Consider the following 20,460-nt stretch of genomic DNA (forward strand, 5'->3'; position numbering starts at 1 on the left):
ATTTTTCTTTAACAATAAAAACAACCGGCCTATTTTTTCCATTGATAGGTCAATCCCAACGCTCCCCAAGCGTAGCTGTCCATTTTGTTGGGTCCGGAGGTGGGAGCAGTGGCATCAAGCAAATCTGTAGTAACATTGGTATAGCTAGTTTCTGCAAGACCTGAAAGCGTTGAGAGAGCGCATAAGAAGCCGTCAGACCGAGCGGGAATGCCCATGCATTATCATTGGAACGTCGCTGTAGTATACCTGAGCCCAATTGATAAGCGGTGGAACGGAAGCGTATCATGCCCACTCCACCGTACATTTCGATCTCCCAGCGATTTGCCCGAGTAGTTCCTAACAGGAGATTTTTGAGGTCTAAGGTAGCTGAGACAGTGGCTTGCGCATAATTCGCGCGAAAATAGGAGTAATAGATTCGTCGTTTGGTTCCGTTGAGCGTGCCCATTCCTGCATCGGCCCGCACGCCAAAGATGGGTGAAATGTGGTATTTGAGTGCTGCTCCTACGTGCCATGTTCCGCGCTCTGATTGGCTGTCGAAGTTGTTTTCGGGAATTGGCCAAAACTTATATTCCCGTAAATCCCCGTAAAATTGACTGAGCCCGCCGTAAGTGCTTAGCGCCCAAGTGCGCTTGAATTGGCTTTCTGCTGACGAAGAATCATTTTGCGCATAACAGGCAATGCCAAGTCCAAACGCGAAAAGAGTAGCAAAGATAGTTTTCATAGTGAAGAGCGTTTAGTACAAAAATAGTACAAAAGCGATATAAAATAAGCAAATTCCTACCTTGGACATTGGGTAAATGGGGCAGGTTCTGCTATATTTGCCCGAATTTTTTCGAAACCTTAAATTAAATATCCTAATTACAACGCATGAATAATATCGTTTATCTCGTTCCTGCTTTTGGTGTCGTGGGGCTATTGTACACTGCTTGGCGTTTTAGCTGGGTGTCGAATCAGCCGGCCGGTGATGCAAACATGCAAAAACTCTCCGGTTACATTGCCGATGGAGCCATTGCTTTCTTAAAAGCCGAATGGAAAATCCTGGCTTATTTCGCCATTCCAACGGCCGTTATTTTAGGGTATTTGGGTACGCAGGAAGGTACCCCCGAAAATCCCATCCATTCTTCACCACTTATTGCCGTTGCCTTTTTGATTGGGGCGTTGTTGTCAGCTACGGCAGGGTACATCGGTATGAAAGTAGCGACCAAAGCCAACGTACGTACGGCACACGCCGCCCGCACGTCGCTTGCTAAAGCGCTGGAAGTTTCATTTACGGGTGGTTCTGTAATGGGAATGGGCGTAGCCGGTTTAGCCGTTTTAGGCTTAGGTGGTCTTTTCATTTTGTTTTACAATCATTTTGCTGCCGGCAAACCGTTGACTTCCGACGAAATGAAAACCGCCATTGAAGTATTGGCAGGCTTTTCATTGGGTGCCGAATCTATCGCGTTGTTTGCACGGGTAGGCGGTGGTATCTATACCAAAGCAGCCGACGTAGGCGCTGACCTTGTAGGTAAAGTAGAAGCCGGTATTCCGGAAGATGATGTTCGTAACCCCGCCACTATCGCCGATAACGTTGGTGATAACGTAGGAGACGTAGCCGGGATGGGTGCCGACTTATTTGGATCTTATGTGGCTACTATTCTTGCCACGATGGTATTGGGTCAGGAAATTGAAGTGACAGATAATTACGGTGGGTTTTCTCCGGTGTTACTTCCTATGTTGATCGCGGGTGTAGGGTTGTTGGCTTCGTTGGTGTCAACATTCTTTGTACGTATCAAGGATGAAAATTCGTCGGTACAAAATGCGTTGAACATCGGTAACTGGGCTTCGATTGCCATTACGTTGGTTGCCTGTTATTTCTTGGTAACCTATTTATTACCTGAAAATATGGTGCTTCGCGGTGGAATCCCTTTTGGAGCTATGGATGTATTTTATGCCATTCTTGTAGGATTGGCCGTAGGTACATTGATGTCAATGATTACGGAATACTACACTGCTATGGGCAAACGCCCGGTGTTGTCGATCATTGAAAAATCAGGCACAGGACACGCGACCAATATCATTGGTGGATTGGCCGTTGGGATGGAATCAACCGTATTGCCTATTTTAGTATTAGCGGCGGGAATTATCCTTTCGTACAAATTTGCCGGTCTTTACGGCGTGTCTATCGCCGCTGCCGGAATGATGGCAACGACGGCCATGCAATTGGCTATTGACGCTTTCGGGCCTATTGCCGATAATGCAGGTGGTATTGCTGAAATGTCACAATTGCCTCCGGAAGTACGTGGCCGTACCGATAACTTGGATGCCGTTGGTAACACAACCGCCGCTACCGGAAAAGGATTTGCCATTGCTTCCGCTGCCTTGACCTCGTTGGCATTATTTGCCGCTTTCGTAGGAATTGCGGGCATTACTCAGATTGACATTTACAAAGCCGACGTATTGGCCGGCCTGTTCGTAGGTGGTATGATTCCATTTATTTTCAGTGCATTGTGTATCTCTGCGGTGGGTAAAGCGGCGATGGAAATGGTGAACGAAGTTCGTCGTCAGTTCCGTGAGATTCCGGGCATTATGGAATACAAAACCGAGCCTGAATACGAAAAATGCGTTGCCATTTCTACAGAGGCTTCTATTAAGCAAATGATCCTGCCGGGAGCCATTGCGTTGATCACACCGGTATTGGTTGGTTTTACCATGGGACCTGAAGTATTGGGTGGATTATTGGCAGGGGTAACGGTATCAGGTGTGTTGATGGGGATTTTCCAGTCAAACGCAGGTGGTGCTTGGGACAACGCCAAGAAGTCTTTCGAAAAAGGCGTAATGATCGATGGCCAGATGTATTTCAAAAAATCAGAACCGCACAAAGCTTCTGTGACGGGAGATACAGTAGGTGATCCGTTCAAAGATACGTCAGGTCCTTCGATGAACATTTTGATCAAATTGATGTCAATCGTTTCGTTGGTCATTGCGCCTTACATCGCAGTGAAATCTGCGCATACTGATTTGATGTCGCCGGTACAGGAAGTTCCGATGATGGAAAGCACTACAATGAGTGCGGCTTCGGTAAAATTGGACAATGGTACTGAACTCAACATTGCAGCCAGTGGCAACCCAATCGAGGTAGGTCTGATCGACTTCATTCGCTCAGACAAAGCCGTTGATAAAACAACTTGGTTTGATTTTGACCGTTTGTTGTTTGAAACAGGTAAATCAACGTTGAAGCCGGAGTCTCAGGAGCAATTGAAAAATGTATCGGAGATTTTGAAAGCGTATCCTGCCGTGAACATTAAATTGGGAGGATATACTGACAATACAGGTGATGCCAACGCCAATCTTAAACTTTCGAGTGATCGTGCCGCTGCGGTAGAGACTGAATTAGTAAATATGGGTATTGATAATACTCGTATCGATTCAGAAGGCTACGGTGATCAATATGCTGTAGCATCCAACGATACAGAAGAAGGACGCGCTAAAAATCGCCGTATCTCAATTCGTGTAACGAAAAAGTAGGAATTATTCCTGATTCATATCATAAAAAGCCTTGCTCTGACCGTTTTGGAGCAAGGCTTTTTGTTTGTAATACTCTGAACATGTAAATTTGCCCAAAACCAAACCTATAAGGTATGAATGCTGTAGCTACTCATACTTTATAGGTTTATATAATCACAAAACCCTACGCGATGTCTATCTTTCATAATGTGGAAACCACTCCCGAAAAAGAGATCTTTCCCAATTGGTTTGGCCGAATGATCCACGGCGAAAAAATGACCATTGCCTATTATCGCGCAAGCGCAGGCAGTCCCTTTCCCCGGCATTCGCACCCGCACGAACAAGTCTCCAATATCTTGGAAGGAGAGTTGGAAATAACTATTGGCGACGAAACGCGTATTTGTAAAGCAGGGGATGTAGCTGTGATTCCATCAAATACCGTACATTATGGACAGGCCCTGACCGATGTGCGAGTAATTGATGTATTTTCGCCCGTTCGAGAAGAGTATCGTTAATGCATTGAAACTTTCTTAACTATGAGCCCTATCAAAATTGTTTCGCTTCTGTTTTCTCTTTTGTTTGTCTACTTTGTAGTTGTGCAATACAATGACCCCGATCCCGAGGTTTGGATGCCTATTTACGGAATTGCCGTTGCAGCTTGCCTTAGTATCTTCTTCGGCAAAGCACCTCATACGTATGTGTTTGTAGTAATGGCAGTAGCTTATTTTGTGGCTTCCTATCAACAATGGCCTCCGCAATACGAAGGCATATTTTGGGGTGAGATGAAAATGCGCAGCATCAACATCGAACTCGCCCGCGAGTCACTGGGGCTGAGCGTTTGTGGATTGGCAATGCTGCTCATGGCGTATTTGCGTACCAAATTATAATTGTAAAAAAAGGAGAGATTACTTACTGCGGTCAATGGTGTATTGAACCAAGCCTTCCAATGAAGTGCGATAAGGGGATTCAGGGAATGAATGTAAAATAACTTTGGCTTCTTCAACCAACTTTTGCATGGCTTGAGTGGCGTATTGAATACCCCCCGAATCTCGTACAAATTGGATAACCTCCGCTACCTTTGGGGGTTTGTCGCTGTGGTTTTTGATAATATTGATGATGTGACGCTTCTTGATCCAGGTAGTTTGGCGTAAAGCGTAGATCAGCGGGAGGGTCATCTTTTTTTCTTTGATGTCAATGCCGAGCGGTTTTCCCACCTCGGCCTCTCCAAAGTCAAAGAGATCATCTTTGATTTGAAAAGCCAATCCTACTTTCTCGCCAAATTGGCGCATTTTATCAACCAATTCATCAGTAGCCCCGGCCGACCGGGCGCCTACGGCACAGCACGAAGAAATAAGCGAAGCTGTTTTTTGACGAATAATTTCAAAGTAGATATCTTCTGTAATGTCTAAACGTCGGGCTTTGGCAAGTTGGAGCAGTTCGCCTTCACTCATTTCCCGAACGGCGTTAGAAACAATTTGCAGTAAAGTAAAGTCTTGATTATCAACGGAAAGAAGAAGACCGCGCGACAATAGGTAATCGCCTACCAACACCGCTATTTTATTTTTCCAAAGTGCATTGACCGAGAAAAAGCCCCGACGGTAATTGGAATCATCTACCACGTCGTCATGGACAAGCGTAGCGGTATGGAGTAATTCAATGAGTGCCGCGCCCCGATACGTAGCTTCGGTGATGCTGCCGCTGATACCCGCCGTCAAAAAAACAAACATAGGTCGTAGTTGTTTCCCTTTTCGACGCACAATATAATTCATGATCTGGTCGAGAAGCATTACCTCACTTTTCATAAATTGCCGAAATTTTCGCTCAAAAGCGTCCATTTCTGAGGAGATGGGGGCTTGAATATCTTTAATGGAAAGAGACATAATTTCAGAGGAAAGTTTGCGGCAAATCGTGAGCAATGGGTGGACAGATCAGCCGTAAACTAATGTACAAATTCAGCCTGTTGTAACCTTTTCTTGTTTTGTTATGAGACAAACGCCAAATTTGGTACAAAATCTGTTAACATTACACGAAAGTTGGATAATTTGTTTCAGTTGCAATTCAATAAATGAGAAGCATTACATCATTTTTGTGAAAAGCGAATAATTTTAAATGTAGGATAGTAGGAGTGGCGCTGTGTATAAATACTAAACACAATGCAGGACGAGCAGGTTTAGCCACTTTGTTGATAAATAAAGATAATTAAATATGAAGGCATTAGTTCTCGGTGGAGGCTCTTTGAAGGGCGCTTTTCAAGTGGGGGTGATCCAGGCAGTGTTGGAAAACGGTTTTGAACCTGAAATGATCTATGGTATTTCGGTAGGCAGTCTGAATGCCGGTTTTATGGTCAATGAGGCCGGGAAGCAATTCATCGAAAAAAAGAAAGTGGATTGGCCCGGTATCAGCCGTCAATTGATTGAATTCTGGATCAAAAATATTACCCGCCCGGAAGATATCGCCCTTGTACGGTCGCGCTTTACCTTGGGAATTGATACCCTCATGAGTCGGTTTGACGGTCTGCTGGATACGACGCCTCTGCACACGTTGATCCGCAACAATCTGGACGAATTTATTCTCAAAAACAGCCCCGTTAAACTCAAAGTAGGTGCCGTGGATGTAGTGAGCGGAAAAATGGTTTACGCTACCCCTGACGATGAAAGTTTTGTAGAATATGTAATGGCCAGCAGTTCATTGCCAACGTTGATGCCCGCAATTCTCATCAAAGGACAAAGGAAAGCGGCGTTTTTGGACGGCGGCCTTCGAGTGGTGGCTCCGCTCAAAGCCGCGCTTGAAGACGGCGCTACTGAGATAGTGTGTATTGCCTGTCATGCAGAGCATATTTATAATAATGAACCTGTTAATTACCGCAATCTGTTGCAATTGCTGGACCGGGTCAAAGACATCAATGTCAACCAGATCGTCAACAGCGATATTGCCTGGGGGCAAACATACGTCGAAAAAGAGGGCCTTAAAGGCCGTTCACTGAAATTGTCGGTTTTGCGCCCTCACGAACCGTTGGATCTTGATATGCTGAAATTTAACTCCGACGATATTGTGCGGTTGATCGTTCAAGGCTATAAAACCGGATTTGAATACATTCAGGCAAATGGTTTACCCCTCTTGAACGGCACCAAAGTAACTGCCGAAAAAGTCAAAAAAGATACCAATGAGTATTATGACAGCCAATTTGAATAAATACTAAAATTACTCTTCTTTTTAACATGAATATCCGGATTCGTAAAGGTACTGCTGAGGATGTACCACAGGCATTTGAGTTGGTTCGTGAGCTTGCTTTGTATGAAAAAGCCCCTGAGCAAGTAACCAATACGCCTGAAATGATGCTCCATGACGGCTTTGGCCCCGACCCGATCTTTGGGCTTTTTGTGGCGGAAGTTGATGGGCGCGTGGTGGGCATTTCGTTGTATTACTATCGCTATTCCACTTGGAAAGGCAAACGCCTTTACCTCGAAGACATCGTAGTAACGGAGTCTATGCGAGGTTATGGATTAGGAAAACAGCTTTTTGATGCTACCGTCGAAGAAGCCAAAAATACCCAATGTACGGGCATGATGTGGCAGGTACTTGATTGGAACGAACCTGCCATTCAATTCTATAAAAAATACGAAGCCCGTTTTGATGAAGGGTGGATCAATTGCCATTTGGATTTTTGATCATCAACTTTAAAATGAAACAACAACTGTTGGTGAATGAAGGACTTAGAGAAATAATTTTATTTGGTCTTTATTAATTTACGCAGTTGTTTTTCTATTTCTGCCGATTTTGCCTTGGCTTCTTGAAGGGGCAATCCCACTTTCATTTCAGGACGTTGGTGCTTGGTAGAAGTAAGCCAGGCATCTTTCATGATTTGTTGCCTTTCTGAGACCAGTTTTAAGATCGCTTCCCCGTTTGGATGGAATGCCAATGTCGTTTTTACGTCTTCGACGCCTTCCAATCCTTTTTCGCCCAGATAGATAAGTACCTGTTTTGCCATTATCCAATGGCCCAACGCATCGGGGTGCACCCCATCTTTTGCCAACGCAAAGTCAGGCTTGACTTTACGTTGATCTTCTAAATAGGTTTTCATGGGAAAATGAAGGTCAGCTACTTCCCACTTCAGTGAATCGCGCCGGCTCAACAACCACTCCGAATAAACGTCAAGTACAGCACCATACCCTACATTTTTGCCCTTAATGTCGTCAAAAATGGGCGGAGTAAGGTGAACAATTGGTTTGCCGATTTGTTCGATTCGGGCATGTAACCAATTGATTCCTTCTCGAAACTTACGAAAACGAACTTCATCCAGCGGGAGATAAATACCATCGTTCATTCCATAACAGGCAAAAATAAAGTCAGGCTTGGTTTGAGCAAGTACCCTTTCCAAGCGTTCATGTAAATCAGGGCGCGGAAACTTTCCGCCCGCGTGATTGTCTTCGGAAAGCCCCGAAACGGTTTCACTTGGTAAGCCCACATTAATAAATTCAAAATGCCGTTTGGGGTAATGTACTGTCAGATAGGCTTCTATATCTGTAATGTACTGCCCGCTATAAGTGATACTGTTTCCAATAAAAAGAACCCGGCACACTTTTTTAGGAAATGGTTTCGGGCCATAACCAACTACCGTTGAAGAACAGATAAAGAAGATAAAAAAGCAGCAATAATACTTACTGTAATCCTTTTTGAGAACTGAGACCATTTTGAATTTTACTTTTCCGTAATATATACCAATCAAGTTTTTGACCCAAAATTAAGTATCCTGAAAATTTTATAAATTTTTATTCAAATATACCGTTACTCAGAATCTTAATTCAGTCTAATATACGTAATAATAAATTATTACATATAAGTTGATTTTAATACCTGATGGAAAAAGTCTATGATTTGGATAATGACCAAAATCAACGACCGTAAAATAAAAACAGCCAACGTAATTTTTTTAAAATCTCGCTATGTTACTATTTAGTATTTTGCTCGCAAAAAGCCCAAAGCAAAAAAAATATACCTTTTATAGTAACTATATATACTATTTTGTATTTTTACAATTTAATACTTTACCCTAACTCAATAATGACGAACATTAAAGCACTCCTGTTACAGGATAATTCCGACCGTGTACACCCTATTGAAAAGATGATTGAAGAGCCGGGATACGAAGTGTTGCGCGTATTGGCCTCTGCATCTGACGAACTCCTTAAGAGCATTTTTACGCTCCAACCCGACTTGATTATTTGTGAAGACTCATACAGCAACCTCGTGTTGAGTGCTGAGCGGAGAATCAAAAAAAACATCCCAATTGTGTTTGTAGGCTCTACCGAAGGACCATTAATGATCTCGCCCATTCCAAATCGACCTACGGCATATCTGACGTGGCCTTTTACAGGGAAAGTCTTAAAAGCAATGATCAACCTGCTGATTTGAGTTTCTTTACCGGATCAGTCATTTTGCAAAAGCCTCCGAAAATCGGGGGCTTTTGCAGTTTCAGTCAGGGGATAAGCGCAAAAACTGTTTTTTGAGATTGTAAAAAAAATGAACAATTCTGTATTTGTCGCCCATAGTTGTCGTTAGATTTTGTGCTACCCAAATATGTAGTATATCTTTACAAAAAGTTCCAAAAGTAACCAAACCACTACTTTTGGTACCTTTCGCTTTACTCGAACCGAAAAGTAGGTGTTTTTGAGCAGGCCATTCTTTCGTCGGTTTTAACGTTATCATTAACCATTCTTTTGAATATGATTCTAATTGTTGATGACAGGCCGGAAAATATTCTACCGTTAAAAAAAATTCTTGAGTTGCATCACTTTTCGGTTGACACCGCAGAATCGGGAGAAGAAGCATTAAAGAAGGTATTGAATACAAGTTATTCTGTCATTATTCTGGATGTTCAAATGCCCAAAATGGATGGTTTTGAAGTAGCTACTGCCATTGCAGGATTCAGTAAAGCCCGGGATACTTCCATTATCTTTCTTTCGGCCATTAACAAAGAAAAAAAATTCATTACCAAAGGGTATACTTCCGGAGGTATTGATTACCTCACTAAGCCCGTTGATGCTGATATTCTCGTATTAAAAGTAAAAACCCTTCACCGCCTGTATGAACAGCAACAGGAACTGAGAGCCACACAAGTGTCGCTCAGGAAGGAAGTGGAAGTCCGTAAGCAGGCACAGGAGGATCTGGTGGAACGAATGCAGGAACTGCGGTCGGTGCTGGCTTCTTTGCCACAGATGGCTTTTACCATCAACCCCAAAGGCCAAATTGAGTACGTGAACGAGCATTGGTATCTTTATTCCTCCCAATCCAACACTTTTCCCGAAACCCACCCGGAAGATTCCGGCTACCAGGGATGGGAAAATTACTTTGAAAAACACTTGGAATACACCCGGGAGGTGCGTCTGCGGGAACTTGTCACCGGGGATTATAGATACCATTTTTTGCGCATTACGCCCATTAAGCAGCAAGAGGAAACGATTCGTTGGGTGGGTACATTTACGGATATTCACGACCAAAAACTGGCTACCGAGTTGTTGGAGCAAAAAGTTGAACTGCGAACCAAAGAACTGCTCACCAAAAACGAAGAATTGGAGCGCACCAACCATGAACTTCAACAGTTTGCCTGGGTTGTGTCGCATGATCTGAAAGAGCCTCTTCGCAAAATTCAGATCCTTAACGACATGATTAAGGAAAAATACCTGAAAGAAAATACAACTGCCGTTACGCTCGTTGACCGCTCCATCAACTCGTCGGCGCGGATGTCGAAGCTTATCAATGATTTGCTGGAATATTCTCAATTATCGGTATCTGCTAATTTCCAACCTACCGACCTGAACGTGCTGTTTAATGAACTTCTCATTGATTTTGATGAAGTTATACGTGCCAAAAATGCCCAAATCCTCGTAGGTAAGTTGCCCGTTTTAGAAATTATTCCGAGCCGAATACGCCAAGTTTTTCAGAATTTGATAAGCAATGCACTAAAGTTCTCCAAAAGTGATGTGCAACCTGTCATAAAGCTCAGTGCTGAGTTTATTAAAACAAAAGAAATTGACGGAGAGCCGTCGCCTGATGGGAAATATTGCCGTATTGAGTTGACTGACAATGGTATTGGTTTTGATGAAAAGTTTCTTGACCGCATTTTTGTCATCTTTCAACGCCTGAATGAGCGAACCAGTTACGAAGGTACCGGCATTGGGTTGGCTATTGCCAAGAAAAATATTGATATGCACAACGGGCTTATTTCGGCTAAAAGCCGTTTGAACGAAGGAGCTATGTTTATCATTGTATTGCCCGTAGTACAAACGGAAGAATAGGTGAATTAAAAAATCAGTGTAGTCTCTCTTTTAAAACAGTACCATTTCCCGATAAAAATTTAAACGATTCGTTATGCCTCTTCGTGCTACTTCGGATTCTGTTATCCGGCAATTACAAATTGTCTTTTCGATTTCTGTATTTCTACTGGTAGTCAGCCTTTTTGCTTCTTTTTACAGTACACAAAAACTGATCGCAAATTCTGAATTGGTAAATCATACCAATGAGGTACTGATTGAGGCAGAAAATATTATTTCGTTCATGAAAGATGCCGAAACGGGTCAACGGGGATTCCTGATCACGGAAGATCCGACTTTTTTGGAACCTTACAATGGCGCTTACGAGAAAACATCGGTCAGCTACCACAAAATTACCGCTTTGACCATCGACAATCCTGTTCAACAAAAATACCTTGAAGAAATAAAAAAACTGTATCAGGCTAAGTTTGATCAGATGCAGCGAATTATTGACATTGCCCGGAAAAACAGGATCGTAAGCAGTGATACAATCATTCGGCATCAGGAAATGTTGAGAGGGAAAAAGATCATGGACGACTTAAGAGGGGCGATAAACCGCGTCAAAAAGGAAGAAAATGATATGCTTGAAAAGCGCATTGCGCAACAACGTATTTACATCACTTATACGCCTATATTGTTGGTGATCGCCGCGATCATTTCGATACTGATTACGGCTTTTACATACCTGCGTATCAAACGGGATCTTGACACTCGAATTGCGGAGCAGAAATTGGCGGATGAAAAATACATTGAGACCGCCCGGCGAATTACGCAAATGGAAAAATTCACTCAGGAAGTAGCGGCAGGAAATTACGCAGCAAGAGCTTCGGACACAAAAGAAGATGAACTCGGCCGAATTTCAAAAGCGCTGAATACCATGACAGGCGCGTTGGAAACAACCTTCAATGATCTCCGGAACAAAACATGGTTGCAGGAAGGAGCCGTAAAAATAGGCAACGCTATTCGGGGAGAACGCGACCTGAATCTACTTACCAACAGATTGATTGAGACCATTACCGGTTATGTGAATGCGCCTTTGGGAACCCTGTACGTGATCGAGAATCAGGCTTATTTTAAATTAACGGGGAATTTTGCGGCAATCAATGCTCCTCAAATGATTCGTGCCGGAGAAGGAGTAATAGGTCAAGCCGTTGAGAGCAAAAAAACGCTGATCTTGCGCGACTTACCGGCTGATTACCTGCCAATCAGCTCTTCGTTAGGTTCTGTGCTTCCGGCTTCAGTTATCATTGTGCCTTTGGTATTCGCCAATGAATGCATAGGCGTGTTGGAAATTGGGTTGTTGAGAGTATTAAATCCGCTTGAGATCGAATTTTTGGAAAATAACGCCGAGGCCATCGCGATCGGTATCAACTCTGCGCTGGATTATCTGAAATTACAGAATTTTCTGGAAGAGACACAGGCCCAATCGGAAGAACTCCAGGCGCAGCACAATGAACTCGAAAATGTAAATGCCGAACTCGAAGCCCAATCTCAGAAACTACAGGCATCGGAAGAAGAGCTTCGTGTGCAACAGGAAGAATTGCAACAAACCAATACGGAGTTGCAGGAACGCAGCACACTCCTGGAAGAACGAAACGATGAGATCCAGAAAAAAGCCAAAGAGTTGGAATTGAGTACCCGTTACAAATCGGAATTTTTGGCTAATATGTCGCATGAGCTTCGTACGCCACTCAATTCGATTCTGTTGCTGAGCCGTCTGTTGGCCGAGAATACCGAAGAGAACCTGACCGAAGACCAAGTGGAGTATTCCAAGGTCATCCAGTCGTCGGGCAATGGATTGTTGGGCCTGATTGATGAGATACTGGATCTTTCAAAAATTGAAGCGGGGCAAATGACGTTGGAATACCTTGAGGTAGCCATCAATGATATTGTGGAGGAGCAGCAGGCATTGTTTGGACCACTAGCCAAAGAAAAGAAATTGGACTTTAAAATCGATGTCGCAAAAAATACGCCTTCGATTATTGAAACAGATAAAATGAGGGTGGGGCAAATCCTGAAAAACCTTATTTCGAATGCACTTAAGTTTACGGATAAAGGCTCGGTTACGCTTGAAATAACGCCTCATACAAAAATGCTCAATAGGCTGTGTTTTGTCGTCAAAGATACGGGCATCGGAATTCCTCCTGAAAAACAGCGACTTATTTTTGAAGCCTTCCAACAGGCCGATGGTTCTACAAAACGAAAATACGGCGGTACGGGACTGGGATTGTCGATCAGCCGGGAATTGGCAAAATTATTGGGTGGTGAAATCGTTCTTTCCAGTAAAGTAAATCAGGGAAGCGAATTTACCTTGTACCTTCCGATACATACTGCTCACACTGAACCCAAATCTGACTATAAATGGAAGGAAGAAACCACTGCTATCGTTGCAGCAAAACCACTCTCTGCAGATACTAAATTCATCAGTGCAACGATTCCGGAGTCTATTCCTGACGATAGAGCTGCTATAACCACTGCCGATAAATTGATCCTGATCATTGAGGATGATACCAATTTTGCCAAATCATTGCTCGACTATGCTCGCCGCAAAGGATACAAAGGGATTGTGGCCGTCAGGGGAGATGAAGGGCTGGCGTTGGCCGGCAAATATGCGCCCTTAGGTATATTGTTGGATATTCAGCTGCCTGTTATGAGCGGTTGGGAAGTGATGGATGCCTTGAAAGCCAATCCGTTGACGCGGCATATTCCGGTTCATATCATGTCTTCTCATAAGTTGAAAAATGAAAGCCTGATGAAAGGAGCCGTCGATTTTATGGACAAACCCGCAGCCTTCGAACAAATAAAGGAAGTGTTTGAGAAAATAGAATATGTATTGAGCAGTAAGGCTAAAAAAGTGCTTATTATTGAAGATAATCCAAAACATGCCAAAGCGCTTGCCTATTATTTGGAGACCTTTAATATCAGTTCCGAACTCAAAAGCAATATTTCCGAAGGAGTTGAAGCCCTCCAACGGAAAGAAATAAACTGTGTGATTCTGGACATGGGTATTCCCGATGTGAAAGCCTATGATCTGCTCGAAGAAGCCAAAAAGAATCCGGAACTGGAAAACTTTCCGATCATTATTTTTACGGGAAAAAGCCTGTCGATGACCGAGGAATTGAAAATCAAAAAGTACGCTGATTCCATCATTATCAAAACTGCCCACTCTTATCAACGAATGCTTGATGAAGTATCTCTTTTCCTGCATTTGGTAGAAGAAAATAAACAGGCGGCGATGAAAAGCGGTGATACTAAAAAATCAGGCGTATTGGGTGAGATTCTGAATGGTAAAACGGTGCTTATCGCAGATGACGATGTAAGAAATATTTTCTCGCTGACCAAAGCGCTTGAGAACTACAAAATGAACGTAGTGACAGCGCTTGACGGTAAAGAAGCATTGGAAAAATTACACGAAAATCCGGCCATTGATGTAGTGCTGCTTGATATGATGATGCCGCAAATGGATGGATACGAAACTGCTAAAAAAATCAGAGAAAACTACCACTGGAGGAACTTACCCGTCATTGCCGTGACCGCCAAAGCCATGACCGGCGACCGCGATAAGTGTATTCAGGCGGGAGCATCTGATTACATCACAAAACCGGTAGACATAGACCAACTGATTTCTTTGCTGCGGGTTTGGTTGTATGAACGGTCGTAAAGATTATCGGAAGAAGGGGGTAACATTAAACTGCTTAACGTTTAACAACTAATAGGAAATGCGTAAAAAACGGGTATTGATTATTGACGATGATGCAAGGAATATTTTTGCCTTGGTCGCCACCCTGCGAGCCAAGTCGTATGAGTGCGTTTCCTGTCTGAGCGCTCAGGAAGCCCTTAAGATTCTGAACAGTGATGAAGAAATAGATGCTGTTCTTATTGATATGATGATGCCCGATATGGACGGATATGAGGCAATTCCGCACATAAAAAAGATTGAGAAAAGAAAAGCCACGCCTATTTTCTCAGTAACGGCGCAGGCTATGGTGGGAGACCGTGAAAAGTGCCTGCAGGCGGGCGCTACAGAATACATATCAAAGCCCATCAATGTGGATAGATTGTTACAATTGCTGTCGGTTGTTTAATGGAAAGAATCAAAATGAGCGAAGAGGAAGAAGTCGAACTGTTGCTGACTGAACTGTTTGACTGGTATGGCTACGACTTTACCAATTACTCAAGGGCATCACTAAAAAGGCGCATTATCCGTTTGTGCTCGCTTGATAAATTTACAAGTTATGTAGAACTTCGATACCGTATTCGCACCGATACCGACTACCTGAAGCGGTTTGTAGAAGAGATCACGGTCAATGTAACGGAGATGTTTCGCGATCCGCTGTTTTATCGAACGCTCCGCACTGATGTGATCAAAAATTTGGCGGCCAAGCCATTTATCAGAATCTGGCATGCAGGTTGTTCCACAGGAGAGGAGGTCTATTCGATGGCTATTTTATTGCAGGAAGCGAATCTTCTCCAAAAGTCATTGCTGTATGCTACCGATCTGAATCCAAGCGTGCTCGAAAAAGCGCGCAAAGGGCTCTTTCCCCTATCTCAAATGAAGCAATATTCTGAAAACTATATAGCTTCGGGGGGAGCTCAGGATTTTTCGAAGTACTATACAGCACATTACGGACAGGCGAAGTTTGACACAATGTTGGCCGAAAAGATGATTTTTTCGATGCATAATTTGGTCTCTGATCGTTCTTTTAACGAATTTGATCTAATACTTTGTCGTAATGTGCTGATCTACTTTGACAAAAATTTGCAGGAACGCGTCTTAAAACTGTTTGACGATAGTGTAGGGCCATTGGGCTATTTGGCATTGGGAGCCAAAGAAACGTTGAAGTTTTCGTCCATACAATCAAAGTTTAAGCAATTGAATAAGGAGAAAATATGGCAGAAGATAAGATAAAAAGAGAATGTAAGCTCCTTGTTATTGGAGGTTCATCAGGAAGTATTGATTTTTTGCTTAAATTATTACCAACCTTAAATGTACCTTTGTCGTTTGCGATCATCCTTGTATTGCACCGTAAAAATTCCCTTGAATCCACATTGACAGAGCTGTTTGCGAGTAAAACCGTCATCCCTGTTAAAGAGGTGGAAGACAAAGATGTATTGGAACCCGGCAATATCTACATTGCTCCCGCAGACTATCATTTATTGATTGAAAATAACCATGAATTTTCGTTGGACAGTTCCGAGAAAATAAATTTCAGTCGCCCATCGGTAGATGTAACCTTTGAATCGGCCGCCGAAGTGTACGGGTCGTCGTTGGTAGGTGTAGTATTATCGGGCGCGAATGCCGATGGTACCAATGGTTTGAAAGCCATCAAACGGGCAGGAGGGCTTATTATAGCCCAGAAACCCGAGACCGCCCAAGTAGCTTATATGCCTGAACAGGCTATAAGTAACAATTCAATTGATTTTATTTTTGACGTTAACGAATTGGCAACCTTTATTAATTCATTCTTAAATCACTAGCCGTACTATGGAAAATTCGGTGACCTTTTTTTTAATTGACGATGACACTGACGACCAGGAGATATTTTTAATAGCTTTGGAAGGCATTTCTGAAACCATAGAGTGTAAATATGCCAATGACGGAATAAGAGCCCTTGAGAAATTGAACGTAGATGAATCATTTGTTCCTGATTACATATTTCTGGATATGAACATGCCGCGCATGAACGGCAAAGAATGTTTGGTGGAAATACGAAAAATAGAACGCCTCAAACACGTCCCTACCTATATTTACTCTACATCGGTCGATCCCAGAATGGTGGCGGAAGTAAAACAACTCGGTGCTACGGATGTCATCATTAAGCCTACCAGTATTAAGGCACTCAGCGATATTCTGGAAAACTTAATTGCTGAAAACTGATAGGCATTCGTGCTGCAAAAAGACCGCCGCAAGCGGTCTTTTTGCATTTATACATTTCAAGTTTACTTTAACGGTCGGGTTGTGAGCAACCCTCGACACGGAGAGTGTCCCTGTGCAGAGGGTTGCTTACAACCCGACCGGGTACCGAAAAGCGATATATTATTTCAAATAGCACAAAAATTTATACTCAGGCACTTAACAAAATTTAAGTAGATATAGTACTGAAAAGGCTTGAAATAGTGTAATCAAAGCGGCTGCTCAGTATTCATCTTTCGACGTTGCACTCATGTTTTCAAAAGCTAAATTTCTTTCCGGTGGATTGATTGGAATTGTGTTGTTGTTGTTTTCAACGGCCTTAAAACAGCCGGCTCCTACAGCTCGGGTGTTGGTTTTTTCAAAAACAAAAGGGTGGAAACATTCTTCTATTCCCTTTGGCATTGCGGCTATTCAGAAATTGGGAAAAGAAAACGGATTTCTGGTAGATACGACTAAAAATGCCGCTTATTTCACCGACGACAGTCTCAAAAAGTACAGTACGGTCATTTTTAACAATACCACCGGCAATGTGCTCAACGGAGAGCAGCAGGCAGCTTTTGAGCGATATATTCAGGCAGGAGGGGGCTACGTGGGAATTCATTCCGCCGCTGATACCGAGTACGATTGGCCTTGGTACGGAAAACTCATGGGCGCTCACTTTGCCAGTCATCCGCATAATTCCAACATTCGAAAAGCGATGGTAGACGTAACGGACAAAACCCACGGAGCTACCTCAATGCTGCCCGACCGCTGGGAACGCACCGATGAATGGTATAATTATCGTTCGTTTTTTACCGGCATTCGCGTGTTAGCCAACTTAGACGAAAATACCTACGAAGGCGGCACAAACGGTGCCAATCACCCCATCAGTTGGTACCATGAATACGACGGTGGGCGCGCCTTTTATACAGGCAGCGGCCATACCGACGAAAGTTATAGCGAACCGTTGTATCTGCAACATCTGTTGGGCGGTATCAAATACGCTATCGGTGAAAACAAACCGTTGGATTATAAAAAGGCCTACGCGAAAGTAACGCCTGAACAAAATCGCTTTGTCAAAACCGTACTGGTCAATGACCTGAATGCACCGATGGAAGTAGCCGTTGCGCAGGATGGTCGTGTATTTTTTACGGAATTGTACGGCAATCTTTCCGTTTACGATACCCGCACGAAAAAGCACGCGTTGGTTCGGAAATTTCCCATTACAAACATGGGAGGAACGGGACTGATCGGTATTACCCTTGATCCGAATTTTCCGGTCAATCATTTCATGTACGTTTATTACGCACCCGGCGGGCAGGAGCAAAAAGAACCTTTTGATTTTCAGCTTTCCCGCTTCGTAATTTCGCCTGATAATGTGCTGGATTTGGCGTCCGAAAAGGTTTTGCTGAAAGTACCCGTCCAAAAAAACAGTGGTGCTCACCACGGCGGTTCGTTGGCGTGGGATAAAAACGGCAACCTGTACCTTTCAACCGGTGATAGTTCCAGTCCATTTCCTTCGGATGGATATGCGCCCATTGACGAACGCCCGGGCCAAGAATATTATAGTTTGGATTCACAGCGTTCATCGGCCAATACCAACGATCTGAAAGGAAAAGTGCTCCGCATCCATCCCGAAGTCGATGGCACTTATACCATTCCGGAAGGTAATTTATTTCCTAAAGGAACCCCCAAAACGCTCCCTGAGATTTATACGATGGGTTGCCGAAATCCGTACCGTATTGCTGTTAACCCTAAAACATCAGTACTGTATTGGGGCGAGATCGGCCCGGATGCGGGCAAAGAAAGTCCGCAGGGACCGCGCGGCTACGATGAATTTAACCAAGCTAAAAAAGCGGGAAATTTTGGGTGGCCTTACTTCTTGGGCAATAATTATGCTTACCCCGAATGGGATTTCGCAACCAAAACGGCAGGGCCGTTGTACGACCCCAAAGCACCCGTCAATAATTCTCCCAACAATACCGGCTTGAGCCAATTGCCTCCTGCCACACCGGCCATGATCTGGTATCCTTATGCCGCTTCGAATGAGTTTCCCGAGCTGGGAATGGGCGGACGCAGCGCCATGGCGGGGCAATTCTATACCTTTAATAAAAACAGCACGTCTCCCACCAAATTTCCCGATTACTATGACGGAACGTTGTTTGTCTTTGATTGGATGCGGAATTGGGTGTTGTCATTACGATTTGATGAAAACGAAAATTACGTACGCAGCGAGCCGTTTATGGCAGGCAATGGCGATTTCAGGCGCCCGATTGATCTGGCCTTTGGAGAAGATGGTGTTATGTATATGTTGGAATATGGTTCAGTATATGGGGCTGATAATGAGGACGCCCGTTTGGTCAAAATTGAATATAATACCGGAAATCGAGCCCCGATCGCTCAGGCAGCGGTAGTAGATTCGGCAGCGGCGGCCCATTTGGATAAAACTGTATTTCTGACCTCCGAACGAAATGGACCGGTCTTGCGCGAAGCAACGGGGCAGGCACCGCTTCGGGTAGTGTTCAACAGCCGGGGAACGCGTGATTTGGACGATGATGACCAAATTACGTATCAATGGTTGTTTGATGGAAAGAATGTAGGAGCCACTGCACCCAACCCGAGCTACACGTACACGAAACCGGGCGTTTACAAAACCATTTTAAAAGTAATCGACAAAGCGGGTTTAACAGCCACCGATACGCTTATTATTAAAGTAGGAAATACCAAACCCGATGTAGCGATCACAACTACGGCGAACAAATCATTTTTCTGGGAAAATAAACCTTTTGAGTACACAGTTAAGGTAAAAGACCAAGAAGAAACAGCCATTGACCCTAAGAAGGTTTCGGTTTTTTACAGCTACAATCCGCAGCCAAGCGTGCTTGAAAGCATCCCGAAACTGCCCGAAACAGCCCTTCTTGAAATCAATTCATTAGGAAAAATGCTAATGGACGGAAGTGACTGTAAAGCCTGTCATACCATTGATAAAAAATCAGTTGGCCCTACTTTGTTGGAGGTAGCCAAGCGCTATAAAACACAACCCGGGGCGTTGGAAACCTTGACCGCAAAAATCATCAACGGCGGTGGCGGAAGCTGGGGGAAAGAGCACGTAATGAGTGCCCACCCGCAATTAGCCCTTCAGGACGCACAGGAAATGGTCAAGTACATCTTTTCGTTGACAGACCCGCAAAGAACCCGCACGGTATTGCCATTGCAGGGCGCACTGGTATTGAATGCGCATCAGCCTACTGAAACGCGCGGTCAATATACACTTTGGGCCTCGTATAAAGACAAGGGAAATAAAATAATAGGGCCATTGACCGGCAGCGATGTCATCAGTTTAAGAAGTGCAAAAGTAAGAGCTGTAAACACCGATGCGCAGGTGGGTTTTGCCCGTTTTGGTAATAATCTGTCGCAAGGGGCGCATAAGTCGTATGTTTTGTTGAAAAACATTGATTTGACCAATATTAAAAAGTTGACGTACGAATACGCTGCCTCTGACAAAGACGGAGAAATCGAAGTGCGGATTGATTCGCAGGCAGGACCTGTTATAAGCCGTGCAGCATTTAAGTCAACCGGCTCGGGTGATAAAGTGGAAAAAATTACCGCATCGCTGGATAATCCTGTTTTGGGACGGCATAATGTGTACTTTTTTGCCATCAAACGAACCAAACCCAACGACAATTTGATGAAATTTGTCAGTATTCAATTTGATGAATAATAGGCCTCGTGCTTTCGATTCTCGTGCTTTCGGTTTCTCAAAACCGAAAG

16 protein-coding genes are annotated in these 20,460 nt (G+C 43.7%); 13 read left to right on the top strand and 3 right to left on the bottom strand.

The window, feature by feature from the left end:
• Nucleotides 1-49: 49 nt before the first annotated feature.
• Nucleotides 50-721, bottom strand: coding sequence for a hypothetical protein (locus tag ACQY73_RS27330; RefSeq protein ID WP_428657296.1), 672 nt, complete (start codon nt 719-721; stop codon nt 50-52).
• Nucleotides 722-867: 146 nt separating this feature from the next.
• Between ACQY73_RS27330 and ACQY73_RS27335 the strand changes: the two genes are divergently transcribed.
• The 3 genes from ACQY73_RS27335 (at nt 868) to ACQY73_RS27345 (ending at nt 4,373) form a co-directional block, all read left to right on the top strand.
• Complete coding sequence (locus tag ACQY73_RS27335) at nt 868-3,507, top strand: sodium-translocating pyrophosphatase (protein WP_428657298.1); 2,640 nt, start codon at nt 868-870, stop codon at nt 3,505-3,507.
• A 170-nt stretch (nt 3,508-3,677) separates the two neighbouring features.
• Entirely contained in the window at nt 3,678-4,001 is a 324-nt protein-coding gene (locus ACQY73_RS27340) for a cupin domain-containing protein (RefSeq protein ID WP_428657300.1), read from the top strand.
• A gap of 21 nt (nt 4,002-4,022) precedes the next feature.
• Entirely contained in the window at nt 4,023-4,373 is a 351-nt protein-coding gene (locus tag ACQY73_RS27345; RefSeq protein WP_428657302.1) for a transmembrane 220 family protein, read from the top strand.
• A gap of 18 nt (nt 4,374-4,391) precedes the next feature.
• Here the strand turns inward: ACQY73_RS27345 and ACQY73_RS27350 are convergent, their stop codons facing one another.
• On the bottom strand, nt 4,392-5,366 hold the full coding sequence (locus ACQY73_RS27350; protein WP_428657304.1) for a polyprenyl synthetase family protein: 975 nt from the start codon (nt 5,364-5,366) through the stop codon (nt 4,392-4,394).
• 325 nt (nt 5,367-5,691) lie between these two features.
• Here ACQY73_RS27350 and ACQY73_RS27355 point away from each other — a divergent pair, with 325 nt between their 5' ends.
• Both ACQY73_RS27355 and ACQY73_RS27360 read left to right on the top strand, forming a co-directional pair.
• Nucleotides 5,692-6,678, top strand: a complete 987-nt coding sequence (locus ACQY73_RS27355; protein WP_428657306.1) for a patatin-like phospholipase family protein — start codon at nt 5,692-5,694, stop codon at nt 6,676-6,678.
• A 26-nt stretch (nt 6,679-6,704) separates the two neighbouring features.
• Nucleotides 6,705-7,154: an N-acetyltransferase family protein gene (locus ACQY73_RS27360; RefSeq protein WP_428657308.1), complete on the top strand. Its 450-nt coding sequence runs from the start codon at nt 6,705-6,707 to the stop codon at nt 7,152-7,154.
• A gap of 59 nt (nt 7,155-7,213) precedes the next feature.
• Here ACQY73_RS27360 and ACQY73_RS27365 read toward each other — a convergent pair whose 3' ends face one another.
• Complete coding sequence (locus tag ACQY73_RS27365; protein WP_428657310.1) at nt 7,214-8,176, bottom strand: SGNH/GDSL hydrolase family protein; 963 nt, start codon at nt 8,174-8,176, stop codon at nt 7,214-7,216.
• A gap of 371 nt (nt 8,177-8,547) precedes the next feature.
• Here ACQY73_RS27365 and ACQY73_RS27370 point away from each other — a divergent pair, with 371 nt between their 5' ends.
• From ACQY73_RS27370 to ACQY73_RS27405, 8 genes are all read left to right on the top strand, one after another.
• Entirely contained in the window at nt 8,548-8,898 is a 351-nt protein-coding gene (locus ACQY73_RS27370) for a hypothetical protein (protein ID WP_428657312.1), read from the top strand.
• 311 nt (nt 8,899-9,209) lie between these two features.
• On the top strand, nt 9,210-10,781 hold the full coding sequence (locus ACQY73_RS27375) for a hybrid sensor histidine kinase/response regulator (protein WP_428657314.1): 1,572 nt from the start codon (nt 9,210-9,212) through the stop codon (nt 10,779-10,781).
• Between the two features lie 73 nt (nt 10,782-10,854).
• Complete coding sequence (locus tag ACQY73_RS27380; RefSeq protein WP_428657316.1) at nt 10,855-14,457, top strand: response regulator; 3,603 nt, start codon at nt 10,855-10,857, stop codon at nt 14,455-14,457.
• A 58-nt stretch (nt 14,458-14,515) separates the two neighbouring features.
• Entirely contained in the window at nt 14,516-14,881 is a 366-nt protein-coding gene (locus tag ACQY73_RS27385; protein WP_428657318.1) for a response regulator, read from the top strand.
• Nucleotides 14,882-14,895: 14 nt separating this feature from the next.
• A complete protein-coding gene (locus tag ACQY73_RS27390) occupies nt 14,896-15,705 on the top strand; it encodes a CheR family methyltransferase (protein WP_428668542.1) in 810 nt (269 codons plus the stop codon).
• Nucleotides 15,687-16,274 carry a chemotaxis protein CheB gene (locus ACQY73_RS27395; RefSeq protein WP_428657320.1) on the top strand — a complete coding sequence of 196 codons (588 nt, stop codon included), beginning with the start codon at nt 15,687-15,689 and terminating at the stop codon, nt 16,272-16,274. The genes ACQY73_RS27390 and ACQY73_RS27395 overlap by 19 nt, the downstream gene beginning before the upstream one ends.
• Before the next feature lie 7 nt (nt 16,275-16,281).
• Nucleotides 16,282-16,674: a response regulator gene (locus tag ACQY73_RS27400; RefSeq protein WP_428657322.1), complete on the top strand. Its 393-nt coding sequence runs from the start codon at nt 16,282-16,284 to the stop codon at nt 16,672-16,674.
• A gap of 286 nt (nt 16,675-16,960) precedes the next feature.
• Nucleotides 16,961-20,410: a ThuA domain-containing protein gene (locus ACQY73_RS27405; protein ID WP_428657323.1), complete on the top strand. Its 3,450-nt coding sequence runs from the start codon at nt 16,961-16,963 to the stop codon at nt 20,408-20,410.
• The last annotated feature ends 50 nt before the right edge of the window (nt 20,411-20,460 follow it).

Origin of the sequence: Runella sp., assembly GCF_965279615.1 — a bacterium.
In the GTDB taxonomy this organism is placed as follows: domain Bacteria; phylum Bacteroidota; class Bacteroidia; order Cytophagales; family Spirosomataceae; genus Runella.